The sequence below is a fragment of the Monashia sp. HAY1-2A genome (assembly GCF_056755315.1).
This window is the reverse complement of sequence record NZ_JBNDHY010000071.1, coordinates 1-22,698: the sequence shown is the minus strand read 5'-3', so window position 1 is coordinate 22,698 and position 22,698 is coordinate 1. Positions and strand designations below refer to the sequence as shown.

Below are 22,698 nucleotides of genomic sequence, written 5' to 3'. Positions count from 1 at the left end.
TCCGTCACGCCGTGCGACCACGCCCACCTCGACGCCCTCGTCACCGCGGCCCGCGCCTTCGAGCCGTGCGTCGACCTCGCCGACCGGTGGGGACGCACGCTCGCGACCGTCCTCGACCGCGGAGGTCGGTTGCTGGCCGCCGGCAACGGCGGCAGCGCCGCCCAGGCGCAGCACCTCACCGCCGAGCTCGTCGGCAGGTACCGCCTCGACCGGCGGCCCTTCTCGGCCATCTGCCTGAGCGCCGAGACGTCGAGCCTCACGGCGATCTGCAACGACTACCCGGGCGAGGAGCTGTTCGCGCGGCAGGTCGAGGCCCACGCCCGGGAGGGTGACGTGCTCGTCCTGCTCTCCACGAGCGGCCGCAGCCCGAACGTCGTCGAGGCCGCGCGTCGTGGCCGCGAGTGCGGCGCCACCGTCTGGGCCCTGACGGGTCCGGCGCCCAACCCCCTCGCCGCGGTCGCCCACGAGGCGCTCGCCGTCGACGCCGAGTACACCGCCACCGTCCAGGAGCTGCACCTCGTCGCCGTGCACATCCTCTGCGCCGGCCTCGACCGCGCGCTCGGCGTGCACCCGGCGCGCACGACCGAGGACGTGCCTGCCGTGCGGAGGCCGGCATGAAGGGTCCGCTCGTCGTCGTCGGTGACGCCCTGCTCGACGTCGACCTCGACGGTCGCGCCGACCGGCTGTGTCCGGACGCCCCGGTGCCCGTCCTCGACGAGCTCGTCGAACGGGCGCGGCCCGGGGGTGCGGGGATGGCGGCGGCGCTGGCCCGCGCGGACGGTGCGGACGTCGTCCTGGTGAGCGCGCTCGGCGACGACGCGTCCGCGGCCCGCGTGCGCGAGCTGCTGCACGGCGTCGAGGTCATCGCCCTCCCCGCGCGGGGTGCGACCCCGGTCAAGCGACGCGTGCGCGCGGAGGGTCAGTCCCTGGTGCGCCTCGACACCGGTGGGCCGCCCGGCGGGGTGGGCCCGGCGCCGGCGCGCGCGCTGGACGCGGTCCGTGGGGCGGGCGCCGTCCTCGTCGCGGACTACGGTCGGGGCACCGTCGAGGCCGAGGGCCTGAGGGACGCGCTCGGTTCGGCCGCCGGGGACGTGCCCGTCACGTGGGACCCCCACCCGCGCGGCGGTGAGCCGGTCCGGGGCGCGCGCCTCGTCACCCCCAACGAGGACGAGGCGGCCGTGCTGGCCGCCCGGCGGGGGTTCGAGGTCGAGGGGCCCCGGCACTCGCTCGTCAGCATCCGGCGCCGTGCCGAGGCCCTGGCCCGCGTGTGGCGGGCGCGGGCCGTCGCCGTGACGCTGGGGGACCGCGGAGCCCTGCTGACCTACGGCGCGGGCACGCCCGTGCTCGTGCCGGCCCCCGACGTCCGGTGCATCGACCCGTGCGGGGCCGGCGACCGGCTCGCGGTGTCGGCTGCGCTGGCGCTGGGGGAGGGCCGGGTCATCGCGGAGGCCGTGGGCGACGGCGTCCGTCGGGCCGCGGAGTTCGTCGCCGCCGGTGGGCCCGCCGCGCTCGACGCCGACGCCGGACGCTCCCGGTGGTCGGTGCCGGAGACCGGAGGAGGACCCGCGACCACCCGCCGCCCGGTGGTCGTGGCCACCGGCGGCTGCTTCGACCTGCTGCACGCCGGCCACGTCGAGACGCTGCGCGCGGCCCGGGCCCTCGGCGACCGGCTCGTCGTGTGCCTCAACTCGGACGCGTCGGTGCGCCGGCTCAAGGGGTCCGGTCGTCCGATCGTGCCCGCGAGCGACCGGGCGCAGGTGCTCCTGGCACTCGAGTTCGTCGACGAGGTGGTGCTGTTCGACGAGGACACCCCGGTCGAGGTCCTGCGCCGCCTCCGCCCGGACATCTGGACCAAGGGCGGCGACTACGCGGGTGCGGACGTGCCCGAGCTCGCCGTCCTCGAGGAGTGGGACGGGCAGGCGGTCGTCCTGCCGTACGTCGAGGGCCGTTCGACGACGGCCCTCGTCGAGGCGGCGGCCGGCCGGTCCGGCTCCCACCACGCCGTGGGAGCGAGCGCCGCCGCGGCCGCAAAGACCGTTGGAACCGACGAAGGGACAGACACATGACGACCTCGACACCCGGGACCGTCCTCGTCACCGGCGCCGCCTCGGGCCTGGGCGCCGCCGTCGCCCGCGCCGTGGCGGCGGAGGGCGGGAGGCCGCTCGTGCTGGACCGGCGTGCCCCCGACGCCGACGTGGTCGGCGTCCCCGACTCGGACCTCGAGGTCGTCGACCTCGCCGACGCGCGCGCCGCCGAGGCGGCCGTGCGCCGGCTCGTGGACCGCGCCGGCGGCGTGGATGCGGTCGTGACGTGTGCCGGCACGGACGCGTGCGGGCGGTTCGACGAGGTGGACGGGGCCGACTGGGACCGGGTCGTCCACGTCAACCTCATCGGCACGGCCGCCGTCGTCCGCGCCGCGCTCCCGTCCCTGCTCGAGCGCGGGGGACGCGTCGTCACCGTCGCCTCGACGCTGGGCCTGCGGGTGCTCAGCGACGCGACCGCCTACTGCGCCTCCAAGTTCGGCGTCATCGGCTTCTCCCGCGCCCTCGCGGTCGAGACGCAGGGACGGATCGGGGTCACGACGCTGGTGCCCGGAGGCATGCACACCGCCTTCTTCGACGGCCGGCCCGAGCAGTACCGTCCGGCCCCCGACGCCAAGCTCAACCGGCCCGAGGACGTCGCCGCCACCGTGCTGTTCGCGTTGCGCCAGCCACGTGGCTGCGAGGTGCGCGAGCTCGTCGTCACGCCGTCGGTCGAGGGCTCCTGGCCGTGACACCGCGGGCGCTGGTCCTGCGCGCCCTCGGTCTCGGCGACGTGCTGACCGCGGTGCCGGCCCTCCGGGCGGTGCGGCGGGGGCTGCCCGACCACGAGCTCGTCCTCGCGGCACCTGCGGGCATCGGGGCGCTCGTCACCGGTGGTGGGCTCGTCGACCGGGTCCTGCCCACCGAGGGTCTCGGACCCCTCGCGTGGCAGGGTCCGGCGCCCGAGGTGGCCGTCGACCTCCACGGCTCGGGTCCGCAGAGCCATCGCCTGCTCGCGTCGCTGGGGCCCGGCCGGCTCGTCGCGTATGCCTGCGCAGAGGTGAGGGTCGACGGCCCGGCCTGGGTCGACGACGAGCACGAGGTCCGCCGGTGGTGCCGCCTCGTCGCCGACGCGGGCTGGCCGGCGGACCCGGACGAGCTGCACCTGCCGCCGGCGGACGTCGCCAACCCGGCCCCCGGGGTGGTCGTCGTCCACCCGGGCGCGGCCTACCCGTCTCGCCGCTGGCCCGCGGAACGCTTTGCGGCCGTAGCGGACTGGCTCCGCACGGAGGGACACGACGTCGTCGTCACGGGCTCCGCCGAGGAGGTCGCGCTCGCCCGTGAGGTCGCCGAGGCGGCCGGCCTGCCGGGCAGCTGCGTGCTGGCGGGGCGCACGGACCTACCGGCCCTGTCGGCACTCGTCGCCGGCGCCGAGCTCGTGGTCTGCGGCGACACCGGCGTCGCCCACCTGGCCTCGGCGCACCGCACGCCGTCCGTCGTCGTCTTCGGCCCGGTGGCGCCGGCCCTGTGGGGGCCACCCGCCGCAGGCCCGCACACCGTCGTGTGGCGCGGCAGCACGCGGGAGGCGCGTGGTGGCCGAGGAGACCCTCACGGGACCGAGCTCGATGCCGCGTTGGTGGCCACCGACGTCGCCGACGTCATCGACGCCGTGCGGGATCGCCTGCAGGACACCGGTGCTCAGGATCCCACGTGGGGTGCCGCCACACTGCGGAGGTGGTGAGCCGGCGGGTGGGTCTCGACCCGCAGGCGGTCCCGGAACCAGTCGATGGTGCGGCGCAGGCCCTCCTCGATGCCGACGGTCGGACGCCAGCCGAGCAGCTGCTCGGCCCGTGAGGTGTCGGGCCGTCGCACCCGAGGGTCGTCCTCGGGCAGGTCCACGAACCGGATGCGCGAGCGGGAACCCGTCAAGCGGCGCACCGTCTCGGCGAGCTCGAGGACCGTCACCTCGTCCTGCCCGCCGAGGTTGACCGGTCCGGGATGGTCGCTCTCGGCAAGCGCGCACAGGCCGTCGGTCGTGTCCGTGACGTAGCACAGCGACCTCGTCTGGCTGCCGTCGCCGGCCACGGTGATCGGCTCGCCGCGCAGCGCCTGGGTCGTGAACGAGGGGATCATCCGCCCGTCGTCGGTGCGCATCCCCGGCCCGTAGGTGTTGAAGATGCGCGCGATGGCGGTGTCGACGCCGCGACTCGTGCGGTAGGCCGTCGTGAGCGCCTCGGCGAACCGCTTGGACTCGTCGTAGACGCTGCGTGGACCGATGGGGTTGACGTTGCCCCAGTACGTCTCCGGCTGCGGGTGCACGAGTGGGTCGCCGTACACCTCCGACGTCGACGCGAGGACGAAACGCGCCCCGCGGGCCTGCGCCAGGTCGAGGGCGTGCATGGTGCCCTGGCTCCCGACGAGCATCGTCTCGACGGGCAGCGCGGCGTAGTGCACCGGGGAGGCGGGGGAGGCCAGGTGCATGACGAGGTCCACGTCGCCCGGTACGTCGAGGACGTGCGTGACGTCGGCGTCGAGGAACGTGAACCCCTCGTGCGCGGACAGCTCCTCGACGACCGAGCGCGAGCCGGTCAGGAGGTTGTCGACAGCGACGACCTCCCAGCCCCGACCGAGCAGGCGGCGACAGAGCCACCCGCCGAGGAAGCCGGCCCCGCCCGTGACGACGGCGCGCCGCGCGCCGGTCCTCGCGGGCGTCCGGTCCGGGTCGTGGTCCACGGCGGCGGGGTACCCGGCCGGTCCGCCACCAAACGCTTCGGACCGCGGGCCCTCGCGCGTTCGTGCGTGGTGGCACCCGAGTGGAGCGGGCTGCCTGGGGGTAGGGCTACGACATGGACGTCGACCAGACCAGGGCCCCGGTGCTCGAGACGATCGAGCACCTCCGCGCCATCGACACGTACACCTTCTCCCTGCCGGGCCACCGGTTCGGGGCGGGCGTCGACGAGGGCACGGCCCGCGTCCTGTCACGTGACACGTTCGGCGCGGACGTCATCATGGCCAAGTCCTCCGTGGGGGAGGCCGAGGAGCTCTACGCCGCGGCCGTCGGGGCCAGGCAGGCCGTCTTCACGACGTGCGGCTCGAGCATCTCGATCCACGTCGGGCTGCTGACCATCACCGGTCCGGGCCGCACGGTCGTCGTCGACCGCAACGTCCACAAGTCCGTCGTCGCCTCGCTCATCCTGTCCGGCGCGAACCCGGTGTGGCTCGAGCCGGCCTGGGACGAGGAGCGGCAGGTGGCCCACCCCGCCACGACGGCCGCCGTGGAACGGGCCCTGCGGGACCACCCCGAGGCCACGGCGGTGCTGCTCATCACCCCCACCGAGTACGGCACCGGGGCCGACGTCGCGGGCGTCGCCGACCTGTGCCACGAGCGCGGCATCCCCCTCATGGTCGACGAGGCCTGGGGCGGGCACTTCGGGTTCCACCCGGACCCGCCGACCGCTGCGGTCAAGGCCGGCGCGGACCTGTCCGTCCAGAGCCTCCACAAGGCCGACGGCGGGCTGTGCCAGGCGTCGATGATCCTCGTCGGCGGCGACATCGTCGACCCGGTCGACCTGCGCCTGCGGCTCGACCTCATCACCACGACGAGCCCCTCGGCACTCGTCTACGGCTCCATCGACGGGTGGCGCCGCCACCTGGCCCTCGAGGGCAAGGAGCTCATCGACGGCGCGCTGCAGCTGGCCTCCGAGCTGCGCCGTCGGCTCGGGAAGGTCGACGGGCTGCGGGTCGACGACGAGCGCCTCCTGGAGGTCGAGGGCGTCCACGAGTGGGACCCGCTCAAGCTCTGCGTCGACGTCAGCGGCCTCGGCATCACCGGCTACACCGCCAAGACGTGGCTGCGGGAGGAGCGACAGATCGCGGCACAGCTGGGCGACGCGCGCCGGCTCGTCTTCTCGCTCACCTACGCCGACGACCAGGCGGCGGCGGACCGGCTCGTCTCGGCGATGGAGGCGCTGGCCGCCGACCCGCCGGTCGGGCAGGCGCCTGCCCCGCAGATCCCGCCGCTGGAGCAGCTGCAGCTCGAGCAGGTCATGAGCCCCCGTGACGCCTTCTTCGCCGAGACCGAGCAGGTGTCCGACCCGGCCGGACGCGTCAGTGCCGAGATGGTCAGCCCCTACCCGCCCGGTGTGCCGACGGTCCTGCCGGGCGAGCGCTGGACCGAACCGGTCGTCACCTACCTGCGGGCGGCCAAGGCGGCCGGCGCGACGATCCCGGACGCGTCGGACCCCGAGCTGGCGACGTTCCGCGTCGTCCGCGAATGACCGGTCGCGCGTAGACCCTCAGCGGACCCGCCACGGCGGTTCGCGTCGTCTCGTGGGCTCGGAGTGGGGTAACGGTCCTGTGAGGGGAGGGCCGGGGGGCCCTCTCCAGCGACAGGAGGACCCATGCCCTCGCCTCAGGCGGCCCGACGTGACGCGGGGCTTCGACCCTCGAGCGGCCCCGGGCCTGCGTCGACGCCCCTGCCGGGTCCCAGCAGGGGCGTCGCCGACATCGTGGCAGCCGCCTGCGTCACGCCGCGCCCGCTGCGGCCGCGCCTGCCCGGCGTCGCGGCGTGTGTGCCGCGCACGGAGCCCGCACCGACCTTCCGACCGGCGCCGTCGCCCTTCAACCAGCAGGGGCGGCGGCGCCTCCTCACATCGGGGGGCCGGCGTGCGCGACGCCGCCCAGGAGCAGCGTCGCGAGCTCGGCGGCATGCGTCCACGGGTTGTTGTGCGACCCGCCCAGGACGCGGACCCTGACGTCGGGGGAGCGGACCGCGCGCCCGCGCAGCAGCTCGAGCCACTCGACGGGCGCGAACGCGTCGTGCCGCCCCGCGGTGAGCACGAGCGGCAGGCGGAGGCCGGCGACACCGTCCTCCGGCCGGTCCCGCTGCCCCGAGCGCACGAGTGCGAGGAGGTCACGCGGCCCGGCGCGCAGCAGCTCACGGGGGTCCAGCTGCCACGGCCCGTCGTGGCGGTAGGCGAGGGGGACACGGGCGAGCACGCCCGGCAGGGTGCGTTGTCCCGGCGCGAACGTCGGCCCGGCGAGCACGACGGTGACGTCGTCGCGTGACGCCTGTACCTCGAGCCCCGCCACGAGCGCGGCCTGCGCGCCCGTCGAGTGTCCGACGAGGACGACGGGTCGGGCGGTCCCGTGGTGCACGAGCCAGGAGGCGGCGGCGCGCCCCACGTCCCGGACGTCGGGGGCCGTCGTGCGCGGACCCGGCGAGCCGTAGCCGGGCAGGTCGAGGACGACGGCGGATGCACCACGTCGTTCGACCTCGCGAAGGAGCCGACGCACGTAGTGGGTCAGCCCGAGCCCGGGCACGACGACGACGAGCGGTCCGCACGCCGTGCCCTCGAGCGGGGGCGGCGGTGGCGTCACGCCGCGTCGGAGCCGGCCAGCACCACGCGGAAGTCGATGGGCTTGCACGTGCCGTTGTTCGACTTCTCGGCGGAGCACGCCGTGAGACCGACGACGAGGTCGGCCTCCGCCCGCAGCGTGATCCGGTCGCCGGGGCGCGAGGTGGGTGGGTCGATGTGCAGCGTGCCGTCGCGTTCGGTCCACACGTTCATGAAGATGTTGAGCGTCGTGGAGATCGTGTCGGGCCTGACCCCGAAGGCCGCCATCGACGTCGCGAGGTTCTCGAAACAGCTCGGGTGGGAGGCGCCCTGCAGGTCGGGGTAGAGGATGTCGAAGGTCTGCTGCGAGCACGGCGTCAGGAGGATGTCGTGCCGCCCGCACGTGTCCTCCTCGACCACGGCCATCGGTCGGCTGCGGTTGCTGTAGAGGACGGTGCCCGTCGTCACCGCGACCGAGTTGGCGTAGTCGATGGTGCGGCCGGAGGAGAACCACTCGCCGAGGGTGTCGGCCATGACGCAGAAGAAGTCGCTCACCTGCTCGCCGACAGGGTCCGCGACGGTGAGACGGGCGCCGGCGGGCAGCAGGAAGGCGACCCCGGTCTGCGGATCTAGGCGCTCGAATCCGTCTGCGGCAGAGGCGATCCCAGGTGCTCGGCTGCTGCTGGTGCTGGTGGCGCTCTCGGTCATGAAGCGGTGTCCTCCTCGTGGGTCTCGGCGAGCCGGACGTCGAGTGGCGGGACCCACCCGGGGCCATGGAACCGCCCCGAGTACTGTCGGGCCTCGCTGGACTCGCCGTGGTCGGCGACCATGGGGTTGATGCTGCCCTGCAGTGTCTCGTCCCGGGCGCGGATCCGCGAGCGCATCCCCTCGTACCGGCCCTCGTCGCGCAGCTGCTCGAACTGCTCGTGCGGGTTGAACACGACCGTGGGCAGGGGCGCACGCCGGGCCACGCGGGAGGCTGCGGGGTGCAGCCCGACGACGAAGTAGGCCGTCCCACGGACGCTGAAGGCGAAGTGCGGGTCGGCGGGATCGGAGCCGACGCCGTCGGCCCACGGCGCGTCGTCGGCGTCGTGCAGGCGCTGGAGCAGTCCGAACAGGGATCGCTCGAACGCTGCCTCGTCGCGGTGCACGGGAGCCCGGAACGAGGCGATGAAGGAGTGGAAGCCGTCGGTGGGCACCTCGTCGTCGGCGAAGACCTCGAGGTGTCGCAGCAGGACGTCGGCCGTCTCGGGCTCGTCCATGTCGTCGAGGACGAGGTGCAGCATGCCCCGTCGGCGGAACACCGACTTCGCTCCGAGACAGGGGTACTCGGCGTGGGTGACCATCTGCTCGACGGCGCGTCGCACGTCGCGCCCGGGCCGGCGTCGCAGGTCCAGGTCGGCGAGCGCGGCCAGCGTCGCCTCCAGATCGCCTCCGGAGGGGACACCGGATGGTGGCGGGTGGGTCGTCGTCATGGGGCCTCCTCTCGGTCGGGCGTGTGGCGGGGACGTACCCGCAGACGGGGTCCGCAGACGCGGCGCCGGCCGGAGAGGGCTGTCGCCCGGACCGTTTCGGTCCCCGGCGCCGGGGTAGTGCGGCGGTCGTGGACGGGCGTGGAGGCCACCCGACGGGGCCTGTCGACGTGGAGGTGGTCGTCCCGCTGCGCTGGCCGGACGGCGGTCGTCCCGGCCTGCGCCGGGCGACCGAGATGGGTGCCTACCTCGCGTCGCTGCTCACGGCGACCCCCCACGTCACCGTCGTCGACGGCAGCGGGCCGGAGCAGTTCCGGCGCCATCGCGCGACCTGGCCGAGTGGGGTGCGCCACGTCCGTCCCGAACCGGCGGAGGCGTGGCGTCCCGTCCCCGCCGGGGAGCCGGGGTCCGCCGCGGACCGGCCGGTCAACGGCAAGGTCCTCGGCGCCATGACCGGCATCCGGATGGCCCGCTGCGAGCGCGTGGTCATCGCCGACGACGACGTCCGCCTCACCGTGGACGACCTCGCCGCGCTGGCGCACCGGCTCGAGGACTGCGACCTCGTCAAGCCGGTCAACGTCTTCGACCGGTGGCCGTGGCACGCCTGCTGGGACGGCGCGCGCACGCTGCTCAACACCGCCCTGGCCGACGACTGGCCCGGGGTCTTCGGACTGCGCCGCTCGACGGTCCTCGCAGCCGGTGGGTGGAGCCCCGAGGTGCTCTTCGAGAACCTCGAGCTCTGGCGCACGATGCAGGCCCACGGGGCCCGCACCAGGTCGGCCACCGACATCGTCGTCCGGCGGCTGCCGCCGACGGCGGCACACTTCCGGGCCCAGCGGGTGCGCCAGGCCTATGACGACCTCGCCCAGCCCGGACGCCTCGCGGCAGAGCTCCTCGTGCTGCCGGCCGTCGTCGTGGGGGCACGACGCGGACGTCGCCCCCTGCTCCTCGGCGCCCTGGCCTCCGTCGTCCTCGCCGAGGTCGGGCGCCGCCGCATCGGGCGTCACCACGTGCCGGCGCTCGTCCCGCTCGCCGCCCCGCTCTGGCTGCTCGAGCGCGGCGTGTGCGTCTGGCTCGCCGTCGGCACCAGGGTCCGGGGCGGCGTCCGGTACCACGGACGCCGGCTGCCCACCGCGGCACACTCGCTGCGCCGGTTGACCGAGCGCGCCGCGGAGGCCCGGGTGATCGCCACGACCGCGGGTGGGTAGGGGGCCCGCGACGGATGGGCCGCCGGGCCCGCGCCCTGCCGCTCGCCGACGGCCCGAGCTCCCGAGGAGGACGACATGCCTGCCCAGGACCGCATCACCGACGTCTGGGGGGAACGGACACCGTACCCGCGCGGTGGCCGCTGGCCGGAGCGGGTCGACACGCACCTGGCCGACGGCGTGCAGGAGCAGGACGTCGAGCGCTGGGTGCGCACGGCGTCGACGCTGCACTCCAACGGTGACGCCTTCGACCTGGCCGTGCGCGCGGGCGCCGTCGTCGGCGTCCGCGGCCGGGCCGACGACCGCGTCAACCGCGGACGGCTCGGGCCCAAGGACCTGTACGGCTGGCAGGCCATCCAGTCCCCGGACCGCCTGACGCGTCCGCTCCTGCGCCGCGACGGACGCCTCGTCGAGTGCTCGTGGGACGAGGCGATGGAGGCCGTCGTGGGCCGGACGCGCGAGCTGCTCGACGAGCAGGGACCGAGCGCCATCGGCTTCTACACGACCGGGCAGCTCTACCTCGAGGAGTACTACGCGCTGGCGCTCGTCGCGCACGGAGGCATCCGCACCAACCACGTCGACGGCAACACCCGCCTGTGCACGGCCACCGCCGCGGAGGCGCTCAAGGAGTCCTTCGGCTGCGACGGGCAGCCCGGGTCCTACACCGACGTCGACCACGCCGACACGATCGCGCTCTTCGGGCACAACGTCGCCGAGACGCAGACCGTGCTGTGGATGCGCATCCTCGACCGGCTCGCCGGCGACGACCCGCCGAGGCTCCTCTGCGTGGACCCGCGGCGCACACCGGTGGCGCAGGCCGCGACGGTCCACCTGGCCCCGCGCCCGGGCACCAACGTCGCGCTGATGAACGCGCTGCTCCACGAGATCATCGAGCAGGGGTACGTCGACGAGGCGTGGGTCGCGGCGCACACGGTCGGCTACGAGGACCTCGCCACGACGGTCGAGCGCTACTCGCCGGACGTCGTCAGCACGATCTGCGACGTGCCCGCCGAGGACATCAGGGCGGCGGCCCGGCTGCTCGGCGAGGCCGAGGCGCTGCTGTCGACGGTGCTTCAGGGCTTCTACCAGTCGCACCAGGCCACCGCGGCGGCGGTGCAGGTCAACAACGTGCACCTGCTGCGCGGGATGCTCGGTCGTCCGGGATGCGGCATCCTGCAGATGAACGGACAGCCGACGGCCGAGAACACCCGCGAGTGCGGTGCCGACGGCGACATGGCCGGCTTCCGCAACTGGAGCAACCCGGACCACGTCGCCGACCTGGCCCGCGTGTGGAACCTCGAGCCGAAGAAGATCCCGCACGCCACCCCGCCGACCCACGCGATGCAGATCATGCGGTACGTCGAGGACGGGTCGATCCGCCTGCTTTGGGTGTCGGGCACCAACCCGGTCGTCTCGATGCCCGAGCTCGACCGGATGCGCTCGATCCTGTCCCAGGAGCGGCTGTTCCTCGTCGTCCAGGACATCTTCCTCAGCGAGACCGCCCAGCTGGCCGACGTCGTGCTGCCCGCGGCGGCGTCGGGGGAGAAGACCGGCACCTTCACGAACGCCGACCGGACCGTGCACCTGTCCGAGAAGGCCGTCGAGCCGCCGGGCGAGGCGCGGCCGGACCTCGACATCTTCGTCGACTTCGCGACGCGGATGGGGTTGGAGGACAAGGACGGTGGGCCCCTCGTCACGTTCCGGACACCGGAGGAGGCGTTCGACGCGTGGCGTGAGTGCAGCCGCGGCCGTCCGTGCGACTACAGCGCCCTGACCTACGAGCGGCTCCGCGGTGGTGGCATCCAGTGGCCGTGCACGGAGGAGAGCCCCGGCGGGACCGAGCGACTGTACGCCGGCGGCGTCTTCTGGGCCGGCCCGGACGAGTGCGAGTCCTACGGCCGCGACCTCGAGACGGGGGCGCCGATGGAGGCCCAGGAGTACCGGGCCCTCAACCCGTACGGCCGGGCCGTCGTCAAGGCGGCCGAGTACCGCCCGCCGCACGAGATGCCGGACGAGGACCACCCGCTCCAGCTCATCACGGGGCGCACGGTCTACCACTTCCACACGCGGACGCGGACCGCCCGGGCCCCCGAGCTCCAGGCGGCCGCGCCCGAGGTGTGGGTCGAGCTGTCCGACGTCGACGCGTCGGCGCTCGGTGTGGCCGACGGTGACCTCGCGGAGGTCCGCACCGCGCGCGGAGCGGTGCTGGCACGGGCCAGGGTGGGCGGCATCCGTCCGGGCGTCGTCTTCCTGCCCTTCCACTACGGGTACTGGGACACGCCCGAGGGGTGGCGGCCCGGGGAGCACGGCCGGGCGGCCAACGAGCTCACGCGCACCGACTGGGACCCGGCGTCCAAGCAGCCCCTGTTCAAGACGGCGGCGTGCGTGGTCAGCAGGGTCGAGGGTGAGGCGGCCGCGGCGGGCCACGCCGCGAGGGAAGGAGTGGTCCTATGAGGATCGGGACGGTCCTGAAGGACCTGCACCACGACGAGAACGAGCTGGTCCGCGCCCTGCTGCGCCTGTCCGACGAGCACCGTGTGGACCACGAGGTCTACCACGTCGCGCGTGACCTCGCGGAGTGGTCCAGCCGCCACGTCCGTCAGATCGCCACGGCCGCAGAGGAGTTCGGCGAGAACCTGGACCCGGCACCGGACGGGACGCCGACCATCGTGGACCAGGCCAGGCGTTGGATGTCCGCGCGGGCCGGACGCTCGTCGGCCACCGAGCTGGTCATGGTCCGCGACCTGCGCGACGTGTACCTCCGCGCGTCGGGCGTCCTCGCCGACTGGGAGATGATCGGCCAGGCCGCCCAGGCGATCGTGCACGACGGCCTCATGGAGCTGGCGGCACGTTGCGGTGCCGAGGCCAAGCGCCAGGCGCAGTGGGCCAACGCCAAGATCAAGGAGTGCTCCACCCAGGCGCTGGTCGTATGAGCGCCTCGGTGCCGCACGAGGCCCGGGTGCGGCAGCAGCCGTGAGCCGGGTCGTCGTCACGGGGGCCACCGGCAACATCGGCAGCGCCGTCGTGCGCGCGCTGCAGGGCCGCGGCCACGACGTCGTGGGTCTGGCGCGTCGTCCACCGGCCCGGACGACGGCGGCGACGCCACCGGTCACCTGGGAGACGGCCGACCTCGACCACCCGCAGTGCGAGCCGCTCCTGCGCTCCGTCGTGGCCGACGCCGACGCGGTCGTGCACCTCGCCTGGGCCTTCCAGCCGATGCGACGCCCGCGCTACCTCGCGCGCGCCTGCGTCGGCGTGCTCGACCTCGTGGCGCGGACCACCTTGGCGCACAGCGCCGCCCGGTTCGTGCACGTGTCGTCGGTCGCGGCCTACTCCCCACGGCGCACCGAGGAGCTCGTCGACGAGGACTGGCCCCGCGACGGCATCCCCGGCGCGACCTACAGCCGGCTCAAGGTCGAGGCCGAGCGCGCCCTCGCGACGCGGACCGGTCAGTGGCACGCTGCCGGTCGCGTCGCCGTCCTGCGGCCGTGCCTCGTGGGCCAGTACGACGCCGGTGGTCCGATGCTGCGATGCGGTGCGCCGGCGTGGCTGCCCGGCGGGCTGCTGCGGCACGTTCCCGTGGTGCCCGTGGACGAGCGGTTCGGCCTGCAGATGGTGCATGCCGACGACGTCGCCGACGCCGTGTTGCGCGTCGTCGAGCAGCGCGCCCACGGGTCCTACAACCTCGCCGCAGACGGGCTCGTGCGCGGAGCGGACGTCGCGGCCGCGCTGCGGGCCCGGCCCGTGCGGGTCAGGCAGGAGGTCGCCCGCTCGGCCGTCGCCGCGGCGTGGCACGCGCACCTGCACCCTCTCGACCCCGGCTGGGTCGACATGGCGCTGCAGGCGCCGTGGGTCGACACCCGCCGGGCGCGCGATGCGCTGGGCTGGCGGCCGCTGCACTCCGGCGTCGACGTCCTCGGCGAGCTGCTCCGGGGGATGGCCGACGGCGCCGGCGGCTGCCGCTCCGGTGCCCTGCGCCCCAGGAGCGTCCTGGACGGCGTGCGACGCGGGCTCGTGAACGGCCCGGTCTCGCGGCGCGCGCTCACCTGACCGGCGCCTGCGCGTCGGCGCCTGCGCGTCGGTGGCGACGTTTTCGTCGCGGCCGTGACGGGTAGAGGCGAGGCAAGGCGACGAGAGGAGAGCGCGTGACGACGACCGTGGCGGCGACCGACGCCGTCGTCATCGGCAGCGGCCCCAACGGGCTCGTGGCTGCCAACCTGCTCGCCGACGCGGGCTGGTCCGTCGTCGTGCTCGAGGAGCAGGACACACCCGGCGGTGCCGTCCGCAGCGACGACACCGTCGCCCCCGGCTACGTCCACGACACGTTCAGCTCGTTCTACCCGCTCGCAGTCGGTTCGCCGACGATCCGCGGTCTCGAGCTCGAGCAGCACGGGTTGCAGTGGGTCCACGCGCCGTCCGTCGTCGGCCACTCCTTCCCGGACGGCCGCTGGGCCGTGCTGTACCGCGACCGTGAGCAGACAGCCGCCGCACTCGAGGAGGACGCACCCGGTGACGGGGACGCCTGGCTCGAGCTGTGCCGCACGTGGGACCGCGTCGGCGAGGACCTCGTGCGGTCGCTCATGACGCCGTTCCCCCCGGTCCGCGGAGGACTCGGCTTCGGCGCCCGCGCCCTCCGCAACGGCGGGTTCGAGCTGTTCCGCCGGCTGCTCATGCCCGCTCGCGCCCTGACCGAGCAGCTGTTCCGTGGCGAGGCCGCCAGCCTCCTCGTCGCCGGCAACGCCACCCATGCCGACATCGGGATGGAGTCCCCGGGGTCGGGAACGATGGGCCTGCTGCTCGTCCTCCTCGGCCAGACGGTGGGGTTCCCGGTCCCGGAGGGCGGAGCCGGGCAGCTCTCGGCGGCCATGGTGCGCCGGCTGGAGTCGCGCGGCGGCACCGTCTGCCTCGGGGAGCGCGCCGAGAGCATCAGGGTCGAGGGCGGGCGCGCCGTCGCCGTGCGGACGGGCTCGCGTGAGCTGGCCGCGCGACGCGCGGTCGTCGCCGACGTGTCGGCCCCCGCCCTCTACGGCGGGCTCGTCGCCTGGGACGACCTGCCGGCCCGGCTGCGGCGCCGGATGGCCGGGTTCACGTGGGACCCCTCGACCGTCAAGGTCGACTGGGCGCTCGACGGTCCGGTCCCGTGGCGGGGGGCGCCCGCGGTGGCGCCGGGCACGGTGCACCTCGCGGACTCGCTCGACGAGATCACGCTGACCGGCGCGCAGATCAGCGCCGGCCTCGTCCCGGACCGGCCGTTCCTCCTCGTGGGCCAGATGGCGACGACCGACCCCACCCGCGCCCCCGCGGGAGCCGAGTCGCTGTGGGCCTACACCCATGTTCCGCAACGGACCCACGGCGACGCCGCGTCCGGGTCCGGCGCCTCGCCCGTGCGCGGCGTCTGGGACGACGCCGACCTCGAGGTCTTCGCCGAGCGCGTCGAGGCACGCCTCGAGGAGCGGGCGCCGGGCTTCCGCAGCCGGATCCGTGCCCGGCGTGTTCTCGGCCCCCACGAGCTGGAGTCGCGCAACCGCAACCTCGCCGGGGGTGCGCTCAACGGCGGAACCGCCTCCCTGCACCAGCAGCTCGTCTTCCGCCCCGTGGCGGGTTCCGGCCGCGCCGAGACGCCCGTGGCGGGCCTGTTCCTCGGCTCCGCGTCGGCGCACCCCGGTGGAGGCGTCCACGGCGCCTGCGGGGCCAACGCCGCACGCGCCGCCCTCTGGCACGACCGCATCCGAGCCCCCTGGAGGCGACCATGAGCACCACGAGCCGCGTCATCGCCCGGCCACCCGACGACGTCTTCGACGTGCTGTCCCACGGCTGGAACTACAGCCAGTGGGTCGTCGGGGCCTCCCGCATCCGTGACGTGACGAAGACGTGGCCGGAACCAGGCTCGGAGATCCACCACTCGGTCGGCTCCTGGCCGGTGCTCATCGACGACGTCACCACGGTCCGTCGGTGCGAGCGCCCGCGCCTGCTCGAGCTGACGGTCCGGGCCTGGCCGTCCGGTGAGGGCCGGGTGCTCATCACGCTCGAGCCGGAGGGGGAGGGCACGCTCGTCACGATGGAGGAGCACCCGACGAGGGGCCTGGTGACGTTCCTGCCCAAGGTGCTCGTCGACCCCGTGCTCGACCTGCGCAACCGGGAGGCGCTTGCCCGCCTGGCGCTCCTCGTCGAACGGGCGCGGCAGAGCCCGTACGCCCGCTGACCCGCTCGGCCTACGCCCCCCCGCCGCTGCCCTCTCCGTCGGACGCGACGTCGAGCAGGAGGCGCAGCGCGCGTCGCGTCGACCGTTCGACGACCTGCGCCGGGTCACCCGGCACGTGCCACAGCTCGGTGCGAACCTGCCCGTCCGGGCCGGCGACGCCGAACCACACCGTGCCCGGCGGCTGGCCCTCCTGGTCATCCGGTCCGCCCACGCCCGTCGTCGCCACGGACGTGTCGGCACCGAGCAGGTCGCGCACTCCGGTGGCCATCGCACGGGCGCACTCCCCGCTGATGACCGGACCATCGGGCACGCCGAGGACCTCGTGCTTCACCTGCGTCGCGTACGCGACGACACCGCCGCGGAACCAGTCTCCGGAGTCGGGAGCCGCCGCGAGCCGCCCGGCGACCTGGCCACCGGTCAGGGACTCGGCTGCGGCCGCGGTCCAGCCCCGGCGGCGCACCACGTCGGCCACCTGCTCGGCCAGGTCGGCGGCGTCCGTGTCGTCGGGGGGCAGCGTCTTCGGGTCGGTCGCGGTCACGTCCACGTCCTACCCGCCGCGGGGTTCCGGCAGCGGGGTCGGGCAGCCGTTTCACCGGATCGTGCACCGGGCCCCGGCCGGCCGGGTACGCGGGAGGCATGGCACCCCAGGACAGCACCACCTCACCGACGGCCACCACCTCGGGCTCCGCACGTCCCACGGCCTCGGGGGGACGGCACCGCGTGCCGGCGGACCGTCGCGAGGAACCGGACGCACCCACCGACCTGTCGAGGGAGTCGCTCCGCGCCGTCCTCGTGCGGGCGCGTCGCGAGTTCCGGCGCGACCGGCTCACCGACCTCGCCGCCGCCCTGACCTACTACGGGCTGCTCTCGCTGGCGCCGGCACTCGTCGTGCTCGTCGCCGGGCTGGGGCTGGCCGGCCCGGGCGTCACCGAGCGCGTCATCGCCCAGACACAGACGCTCGCGCCGGGCTCGAGCGCCCAGTTCGTCGCGCAGCTCGTCCACCAGGCGCAGGCCAACCGCACCGGGGCGGGGCTCGGTGCCGTCCTCGGCATCCTCGTGGCCCTGTGGTCAGCCTCCGGCTACGTCGCGGCGTTCATGCGAGCCTCGAACGTCGTCTACGACGTGCCCGAGGGCCGCCCGATCTGGAAGACCGTGCCGATCCGCATCGGCGTCACCGTGCTGGCCGTCGTCGTCCTCGTCGTCTCGGCCGTCATCGTCGTCGTCTCCGGGCCGGTGGCCCACCAGGTCGGCGACCTCGTCGGTGCCGGTGACACGGCCGTGCTGCTGTGGAACATCCTCAAGTGGCCGGTCCTGCTCGTCATCCTCTCGGTGCTCCTCGCCGTGCTCTTCTGGGCCAGCCCGAACGCGCGCCAGGGCGGCGTCCGCTGGGTGAGTCCCGGCGGCATCATCGCCGTGGTCATCTGGGTCGTCGCCTCCGCCCTCTTCGCCCTCTACGTCGCGTTCTTCGCCTCGTACAACAAGACCTACGGGTCGCTCGCGGGCGTCGTCATCTTCCTCGTGTGGCTCTGGCTGACGAACATCGCGCTCCTGCTCGGCGCGGAGATCAACGCCGAGCTCGACCGGGGCCGGGCCATCGCCGGCGGCCTGCCCGAGCACGTCGAGCCCTTCGCCGAACCCCGGGACACGCGCGCCATGGACGACGAGGAGCGCGCCCAGGCCGAACGAGCGGTGCGCTACCGCGCGGACCTGCCCTCGACGGACGGGGCGGACCGCGGTCCTGCCGACGACCGGGCCTGACGGCCGAGAGCGTCCCGCGCGCCACAGGAGGGGTGTTTCCCGCCGCCGAGGCCGGTCCGAGCGCGGTGAGCCCGTTTTGCGTGCGGGTGTGCCGGGTAGGAGACAGGTGACCCGCGGCCGCGCCGGTACGCGAGCCGCCCGAACGACTCCACGAGGAGATGCCGTGCCCGACGTCGTCGACGTGATCATGAACGACCACCGCGAGGTGGAGCGACTCTTCGACCTGCTCCGCGACCCGGGCACCCGGGCACAGAACGTGCCCCTGCTGGTCACCCTCCTCACCGCCCACAGCCGCGCCGAGGAGGCCGAGGTCTACCCGGTCGCCCGAGACGAGGCGGGGGCGGCCGACGACGTCGCCCACTCCCAGGCCGAGCACGCCGAGGCTGACGAGCTGCTCGCGCGCCTGCAGGAGACCGACCCCGCCTCGAGCGACTTCGACGCGGTCCTGTCGGAGCTCGTCGACGCGGTGACCCACCACGTCGAGGAGGAGGAGGAGTCGGTGCTGCCGGCGATGCGCTCGGGCCTGGACGACACCCGCCGTGCCGAGCTGGCCGACGCCTTCCTCGCCAGTCGCGCCGAGCACCTCGGCGCCGGTCCGGACGACATCACCCTGCAGGAGCGCCGCCAGCAGGCCGCCAACGCCGACCTCGAGGGCCGCGGCGCCATGGGCAAGGACGAGATCGCCAGCGAGCTCAAGGCCAAGGCCGAGGAGGAGGAGTCCGAGGGCTGAACGCTGCTGGTCGCTACGGTGGAGGTGGTCGCATGACGGACGGGTTCGCCCTCGGCTTCGGCTGGCTGCTGTTCGGGGCCATGCTGCTCGTGCTGGCCGTCCGCGTCCTCGGGACCCGGCGGTAGCCGTGGGCGACAGGCGGCGCTCGCGCGCAGCGGTGAGCCCCGGCCGGGCCGCCATCGCCGGCGCCCTGCTGACGCTGACCGTGTCCTCGTGCGTCGCGCCGGCCTTCGACTCGGGTGCCTACGAGGAGAACGCCGTGCACGCGCTCGACTCCGCGACGGGTGAGACGCGCACGGCCGCCATCGCGCTGGAGGCGGCCCTGCAGGGCCGGGTCAGCCAGGCCTACCTCGACACCGTCGTCAGCGCGTCGGAGCAGGCCCTCGGACCGGTCCAGGACAGCTTCGGCGCGGTGGACGCGCCGTCCCCGTCCGATGACAAGCTGCGCGACCGCGTGACGTCGCTGCTGCAGGACGCGTCGGACGGCTTGACCGACGCGCGCATCGCGGTGCGCCGACACGACCGCCCCGGCATGCGGGACGCCGTCACGACGCTGCGCAAGGCGGCCGACGCGCTCGAGACGGAGTCCGACGATCTGACGGGGAGTGGCTCGTGAAGAAGCTGTTCGCCCTGACGCTCGGGATCCTCACGGCCATCGGCGGTTTCGTCGACATCGGGGACCTCGTGACCAACGGTCTCGTGGGCTCCAGGTACGGCATGTCCCTGGCCTGGGTCGTCGTCGTCGGGATCCTCGGGATCTGCGTCTTCGCGGAGATGAGCGGGCGGGTCGCGGCCGTCAGCGGCCGCGCCACCTTCGACCTCGTCCGCGAACGGCTCGGACCGCGGATGGGGCTGCTCAACCTCGTCGCCTCGATGCTCGTGACGTTGCTGACCTTCGTCGCGGAGATCGGCGGCGTGGCCCTCGCGCTCGAGCTGGCCTCGGACATCCACCCGTACCTGTGGATCCCGGTGGCGGGCGCCGCTGTCTGGATCGTCCTCTGGCGGGTCAAGTTCGCGGTGCTCGAGAACGCGTTCGGAATCGCGGGCCTGGCGCTCGTGGTCTTCGCCGTCGCGCTGTGGCAGCTCGGCCCGGACTGGGCAGACCTGTGGCGACAGGCGTCCCGACCGTTCGTCCCGCACGACGAGAGCCACACGACGTACTTCTACTACGCCATCGCGCTCTTCGGCGCGGCCATGACGCCGTACGAGGTCTTCTTCTTCTCCTCCGGCGGGGTCGAGGAGCACTGGTCCCCCAAGGACCTGTCCACGATGCGCGCCAACGTCTTCGTCGGCTTCCCCCTCGGGGGGCTCATCTCGCTTGCCATCGCCGCCGTGGCGGCGGTCGTCTACCTTCCCGAGGGCATCGAGCTGTCGACGCTCGGGCAGGTCACGCTGCCTGTGCCGCTGGCGCTCGGGCAGGTGGGGCTCGTGCTCGTGCTGCTCGGCGTCTTCGCCGCGACCTTCGGGGCCGCCTGCGAGACAGGCCTGTCCGTCGGCTACAGCATCTCGCAGTACTTCGGGTGGCAGTGGGGCAAGTACGTGCGACCGATGCAGGCCTCGCGCTTCCACACCGTCCTGCTGGTGTCGGCGATCGTGGCGGTGGGCACGCTCCTGACGACGGTCGACCCGATCATGGTGACCGAGTACTCGGTCGTCTTCTCGGCGGTGGCGCTGCCCCTGACCTATCTGCCGATCCTCGTCGTGGCCAACGACCGCACCTACATGGGCCGGTATGCCAACGGGCGCCTGGCCAACACGCTGGGGTCGATCTACCTCGTCATCGTGGTCGTGGCCTCGCTGGCGGCGATCCCGCTGATGATCGTCACCCGGGCCGGGCAGTGAGGACGCCATGACATCGCAGCCGCCCGCACCCGTCCCCGCAGGCTCCCACACGCGTCTGCGCCTGCCCGAGGGCACCGAACGCGTCGACCTCGTGCTCCGGCTGCTCGACCACCAGGTCGTCGGTCCCGAGGGTGAGCTGCTCGGCAACGTCGACGACCTCGTGCTCGGCAGCCTCGACGGACGCTGGCACGTGACCGGGTTCGCCGTCGGGCCGGGGGCTCTGTCCGAGCGCCTCCCGGGCCTGCTCGGCGACTGGGTCGGGGCGGTCTGGCGCCGGCTCCATCCGGACCCGGACCCGCAGCCGGTCGTCGTCCCCATCGAGCACGTGACGCGGATCGGTTCGGCCATCGAGGTGGACGCCGAGGCGGCCCGCGCCCTCGCGGGGGTGCAGGGCCTGGAGCTGTGGCTGCGCCGGTACCTCACGGGGCGCCTCCCGGGGGCGACGGACGGGGGCGACGAACGGGACGAGAACCGGGTCGACAGCGACTCGCGAACGGGTGAGCCGCCGCACCGCACGGGTCCTGCCGCAGCCGGTGAGCCGGGGTGGCGGCCGGCGCCGGACGCCGTGCTGGCCAGTGCCGTGCTCGGTCGTGAAGTGTTCTCGTCGGATGGTCGCCGTCTGGGGCAGGTCGTCGAGCTGCACGGTGCGGGGCGACCGGCCGGTGCCCACCAGGTACCGATCGAGGTGGTGGCGGTGCAGGTCGGCCCGCACGGTCGCGGCACGCAGCTCGGCTACACGGACGACCCACGCCAGGGTCCGGCCATCGTCGGCGCGCTCGTGCGTCGGTGGCAGCGGGCGAACCGCGTGGTCCCCGTGGAAGGCGTGGCCGGTTGGCCCCGGGACCGGCTCGTGGTCGCCGACGCCGACCGGACCGTGCACCCGCACATCGCGTGGTGACCGGCGTCACCCGATGTCGACGATGGACTCCCAGCTCGCCGTCCGCCCGAGGTCGTGCAGGTAGGGACCGAAGCCCTCCGGGGCACGTGCCGTGTCGCGCAGGGAGGTGACGACGCCGGCGGGAGTCTCCTCGACGCGTCCACCGACCCGGCGCACCGCCTCGACGAGCGCCACGTCCTCGTTGGCCAGCAGCGAGCGGAAGCCGCCGGCCGCCCGGTACGTCGACAGGCGCACGCCCAGGTTGGCGCCGTGGACGCGCTGGTGGCCGCCGGCCTCGTGACGAGCCCGGACCCAGCGGGACAGGGCAGCCGGCTCGGGGTCGTTCTCGGGTTCGACGGGGCCCACGACGGCGTCGGCGCCTGCCTCCGCGAGCTGCACGTGGAGGATCAGCCAGTCCTCCGGCACCCTGCTGTCGGCATCGGTGCACGCGATCCAGACCCGGTCGCCGGGTGCGGCCGTCCGGCAACGGGCCAGGTGCACCGCATGGTCGACCCCGAGGGCGCGGGCCCGCCCGACGCCCCCACTCGTCGTCACGACGGAGACGGAGGGGTAGCCGGCAGCCACCCGGGCCGAGCGGTCGGTGCAGGCGTCGAGCGCCACGACGACCACGACGGAGACGTCGGGCCGAATCCGGCCGAGGGCCTCGGTGGCCCGGACGACCGAGGACAGGCAGGTACCGAGCAGGCGCTCCTCGTTCCGGGCCGGGACGACGACGGCCACGTGGGTCAGGGCGTCGGCATCGGGCCTCGCTGCGGCGGTCCGCGTCACGAGCGGCTCCTTCCAGGTCGGTGGCATCGTTCCCGATGCCGGTGTCGGCGGGGGAGTGCGGGGGAGTGCATGGGCCGCCCGGAGTCGGCGCAACCGGGCGGTCGCGCACCCCTTACCCCGCGGAGCGGTCCGTGACTCGCCTCGCCCGCCCTGCGTCACGACGGGCGCGACGCAGGGCGGACGACGCCGTCCCGACTGCGCTTCTGAACCGGGACGGCGCCGCCGTCTGCCGGTGTACCCCGACCTCCGATCCTCGATGCAGGGACGGGCGGCCGGCTGGACCGGGGCAGCTGGCCGGAGCGCTACGTCACTGCTCACTCTCGCTGAGCAGTGACGTACACGCTGACCCCCCACCGGCCCTGGGACACCCCGGCCGAGCGCTACGTCAGTGCTCACTCTCGCTGAGCAGTGACGTACACGCTGACCCCCCACCGGCCCTGGGACACCCCGGCCGAGCGCTACGTCA

22 protein-coding genes are annotated in these 22,698 nt (G+C 74.4%); 16 read left to right on the top strand and 6 right to left on the bottom strand.

Annotated features, from left to right (window positions below; all coding sequences use genetic code 11):
• The 4 genes from ACPYOM_RS12190 to ACPYOM_RS12175 all read left to right on the top strand — a co-directional run.
• Positions 1 to 618, top strand: a 618-nt coding sequence (locus ACPYOM_RS12190; RefSeq protein ID WP_481346157.1) for a D-sedoheptulose-7-phosphate isomerase, incomplete at its 5' end; no start/stop codon positions are given.
• Entirely contained in the window at positions 615 to 2,066 is a 1,452-nt protein-coding gene (locus tag ACPYOM_RS12185) for a PfkB family carbohydrate kinase (protein ID WP_481346156.1), read from the top strand. The genes ACPYOM_RS12190 and ACPYOM_RS12185, both read left to right, overlap by 4 nt.
• A complete protein-coding gene (locus ACPYOM_RS12180; protein WP_481346155.1) occupies positions 2,063 to 2,773 on the top strand; it encodes an SDR family oxidoreductase in 711 nt (236 codons plus the stop codon). Before ACPYOM_RS12185 ends, ACPYOM_RS12180 begins: the two co-directional genes overlap by 4 nt.
• Positions 2,770 to 3,762, top strand: coding sequence for a glycosyltransferase family 9 protein (locus tag ACPYOM_RS12175; RefSeq protein WP_481346154.1), 993 nt, complete (start codon positions 2,770 to 2,772; stop codon positions 3,760 to 3,762). Before ACPYOM_RS12180 ends, ACPYOM_RS12175 begins: the two co-directional genes overlap by 4 nt.
• Here ACPYOM_RS12175 and ACPYOM_RS12170 read toward each other — a convergent pair.
• Entirely contained in the window at positions 3,720 to 4,754 is a 1,035-nt protein-coding gene (locus tag ACPYOM_RS12170; protein ID WP_481346153.1) for a UDP-glucuronic acid decarboxylase family protein, read from the bottom strand. The genes ACPYOM_RS12175 and ACPYOM_RS12170 overlap by 43 nt on opposite strands.
• A 113-nt stretch (positions 4,755 to 4,867) precedes the next feature.
• Between ACPYOM_RS12170 and ACPYOM_RS12165 the strand changes: the two genes are divergently transcribed.
• Positions 4,868 to 6,298: an aminotransferase class I/II-fold pyridoxal phosphate-dependent enzyme gene (locus tag ACPYOM_RS12165; protein WP_481346152.1), complete on the top strand. Its 1,431-nt coding sequence runs from the start codon at positions 4,868 to 4,870 to the stop codon at positions 6,296 to 6,298.
• Positions 6,299 to 6,668: 370 nt separating this feature from the next.
• Here the strand turns inward: ACPYOM_RS12165 and ACPYOM_RS12160 are convergent, their stop codons facing one another.
• The 3 genes from ACPYOM_RS12160 to gntA are packed head-to-tail and all read right to left on the bottom strand — an operon-like array spanning position 6,669 to position 8,832.
• Positions 6,669 to 7,400 (bottom strand): alpha/beta fold hydrolase, encoded by a 732-nt coding sequence (locus ACPYOM_RS12160; RefSeq protein WP_481346151.1) that lies wholly within the window; start codon positions 7,398 to 7,400, stop codon positions 6,669 to 6,671.
• On the bottom strand, positions 7,397 to 8,065 hold the full coding sequence (locus ACPYOM_RS12155) for a DUF1989 domain-containing protein (protein WP_481338782.1): 669 nt from the start codon (positions 8,063 to 8,065) through the stop codon (positions 7,397 to 7,399). The genes ACPYOM_RS12160 and ACPYOM_RS12155 overlap by 4 nt, the downstream gene beginning before the upstream one ends.
• Entirely contained in the window at positions 8,062 to 8,832 is a 771-nt protein-coding gene (gene gntA / locus ACPYOM_RS12150; RefSeq protein WP_481346150.1) for a guanitoxin biosynthesis heme-dependent pre-guanitoxin N-hydroxylase GntA, read from the bottom strand. The genes ACPYOM_RS12155 and gntA overlap by 4 nt, the downstream gene beginning before the upstream one ends.
• Positions 8,833 to 8,999: 167 nt before the next feature.
• Between gntA and ACPYOM_RS12145 the strand changes: the two genes are divergently transcribed.
• The 6 genes from ACPYOM_RS12145 to ACPYOM_RS12120 all read left to right on the top strand — a co-directional run bounded on the left by ACPYOM_RS12145 (position 9,000) and on the right by ACPYOM_RS12120 (position 16,236).
• Entirely contained in the window at positions 9,000 to 10,037 is a 1,038-nt protein-coding gene (locus ACPYOM_RS12145) for a glycosyltransferase family 2 protein (RefSeq protein ID WP_481346149.1), read from the top strand.
• Positions 10,038 to 10,112: 75 nt separating this feature from the next.
• Positions 10,113 to 12,488, top strand: a complete 2,376-nt coding sequence (locus tag ACPYOM_RS12140) for a molybdopterin oxidoreductase family protein (RefSeq protein WP_481346148.1) — start codon at positions 10,113 to 10,115, stop codon at positions 12,486 to 12,488.
• Complete coding sequence (locus tag ACPYOM_RS12135) at positions 12,485 to 12,967, top strand: hypothetical protein (RefSeq protein ID WP_481338774.1); 483 nt, start codon at positions 12,485 to 12,487, stop codon at positions 12,965 to 12,967. Before ACPYOM_RS12140 ends, ACPYOM_RS12135 begins: the two co-directional genes overlap by 4 nt.
• A gap of 40 nt (positions 12,968 to 13,007) precedes the next feature.
• A complete protein-coding gene (locus ACPYOM_RS12130; protein WP_481346147.1) occupies positions 13,008 to 14,084 on the top strand; it encodes an NAD-dependent epimerase/dehydratase family protein in 1,077 nt (358 codons plus the stop codon).
• Between the two features lie 95 nt (positions 14,085 to 14,179).
• Positions 14,180 to 15,787 (top strand): phytoene desaturase family protein, encoded by a 1,608-nt coding sequence (locus ACPYOM_RS12125; RefSeq protein ID WP_481346145.1) that lies wholly within the window; start codon positions 14,180 to 14,182, stop codon positions 15,785 to 15,787.
• A complete protein-coding gene (locus tag ACPYOM_RS12120) occupies positions 15,784 to 16,236 on the top strand; it encodes an SRPBCC family protein (RefSeq protein ID WP_481338768.1) in 453 nt (150 codons plus the stop codon). Before ACPYOM_RS12125 ends, ACPYOM_RS12120 begins: the two co-directional genes overlap by 4 nt.
• 10 nt (positions 16,237 to 16,246) lie before the next feature.
• On the opposite strand, the gene ACPYOM_RS12115 is transcribed toward ACPYOM_RS12120, so the two are convergent.
• A complete protein-coding gene (locus ACPYOM_RS12115; RefSeq protein ID WP_481346144.1) occupies positions 16,247 to 16,774 on the bottom strand; it encodes a CinA family protein in 528 nt (175 codons plus the stop codon).
• Between the two features lie 98 nt (positions 16,775 to 16,872).
• On the opposite strand from ACPYOM_RS12115, the gene ACPYOM_RS12110 reads away from it, so the two are divergent.
• The 5 genes from ACPYOM_RS12110 to ACPYOM_RS12090 all read left to right on the top strand — a co-directional run bounded on the left by ACPYOM_RS12110 (position 16,873) and on the right by ACPYOM_RS12090 (position 21,464).
• On the top strand, positions 16,873 to 17,994 hold the full coding sequence (locus tag ACPYOM_RS12110; protein WP_481346143.1) for a YihY/virulence factor BrkB family protein: 1,122 nt from the start codon (positions 16,873 to 16,875) through the stop codon (positions 17,992 to 17,994).
• Positions 17,995 to 18,157: 163 nt separating this feature from the next.
• Positions 18,158 to 18,724 carry a hemerythrin domain-containing protein gene (locus ACPYOM_RS12105; protein ID WP_481338762.1) on the top strand — a complete coding sequence of 189 codons (567 nt, stop codon included), beginning with the start codon at positions 18,158 to 18,160 and terminating at the stop codon, positions 18,722 to 18,724.
• Positions 18,725 to 18,851: 127 nt separating this feature from the next.
• The gene (locus tag ACPYOM_RS12100; protein ID WP_481346142.1) at positions 18,852 to 19,340 is read left to right on the top strand and encodes a hypothetical protein; all 489 of its coding nucleotides are present in this window, start codon (positions 18,852 to 18,854) and stop codon (positions 19,338 to 19,340) included.
• Entirely contained in the window at positions 19,337 to 20,566 is a 1,230-nt protein-coding gene (locus tag ACPYOM_RS12095; RefSeq protein WP_481338758.1) for an NRAMP family divalent metal transporter, read from the top strand. The genes ACPYOM_RS12100 and ACPYOM_RS12095 overlap by 4 nt, the downstream gene beginning before the upstream one ends.
• Positions 20,567 to 20,573: 7 nt before the next feature.
• On the top strand, positions 20,574 to 21,464 hold the full coding sequence (locus ACPYOM_RS12090; protein ID WP_481346141.1) for a PRC-barrel domain-containing protein: 891 nt from the start codon (positions 20,574 to 20,576) through the stop codon (positions 21,462 to 21,464).
• A 6-nt stretch (positions 21,465 to 21,470) separates the two neighbouring features.
• On the opposite strand, the gene ACPYOM_RS12085 is transcribed toward ACPYOM_RS12090, so the two are convergent.
• Positions 21,471 to 22,232: a glycosyltransferase family 2 protein gene (locus ACPYOM_RS12085; protein WP_481346140.1), complete on the bottom strand. Its 762-nt coding sequence runs from the start codon at positions 22,230 to 22,232 to the stop codon at positions 21,471 to 21,473.
• Between the last annotated feature and the right edge of the window lie 466 nt (positions 22,233 to 22,698).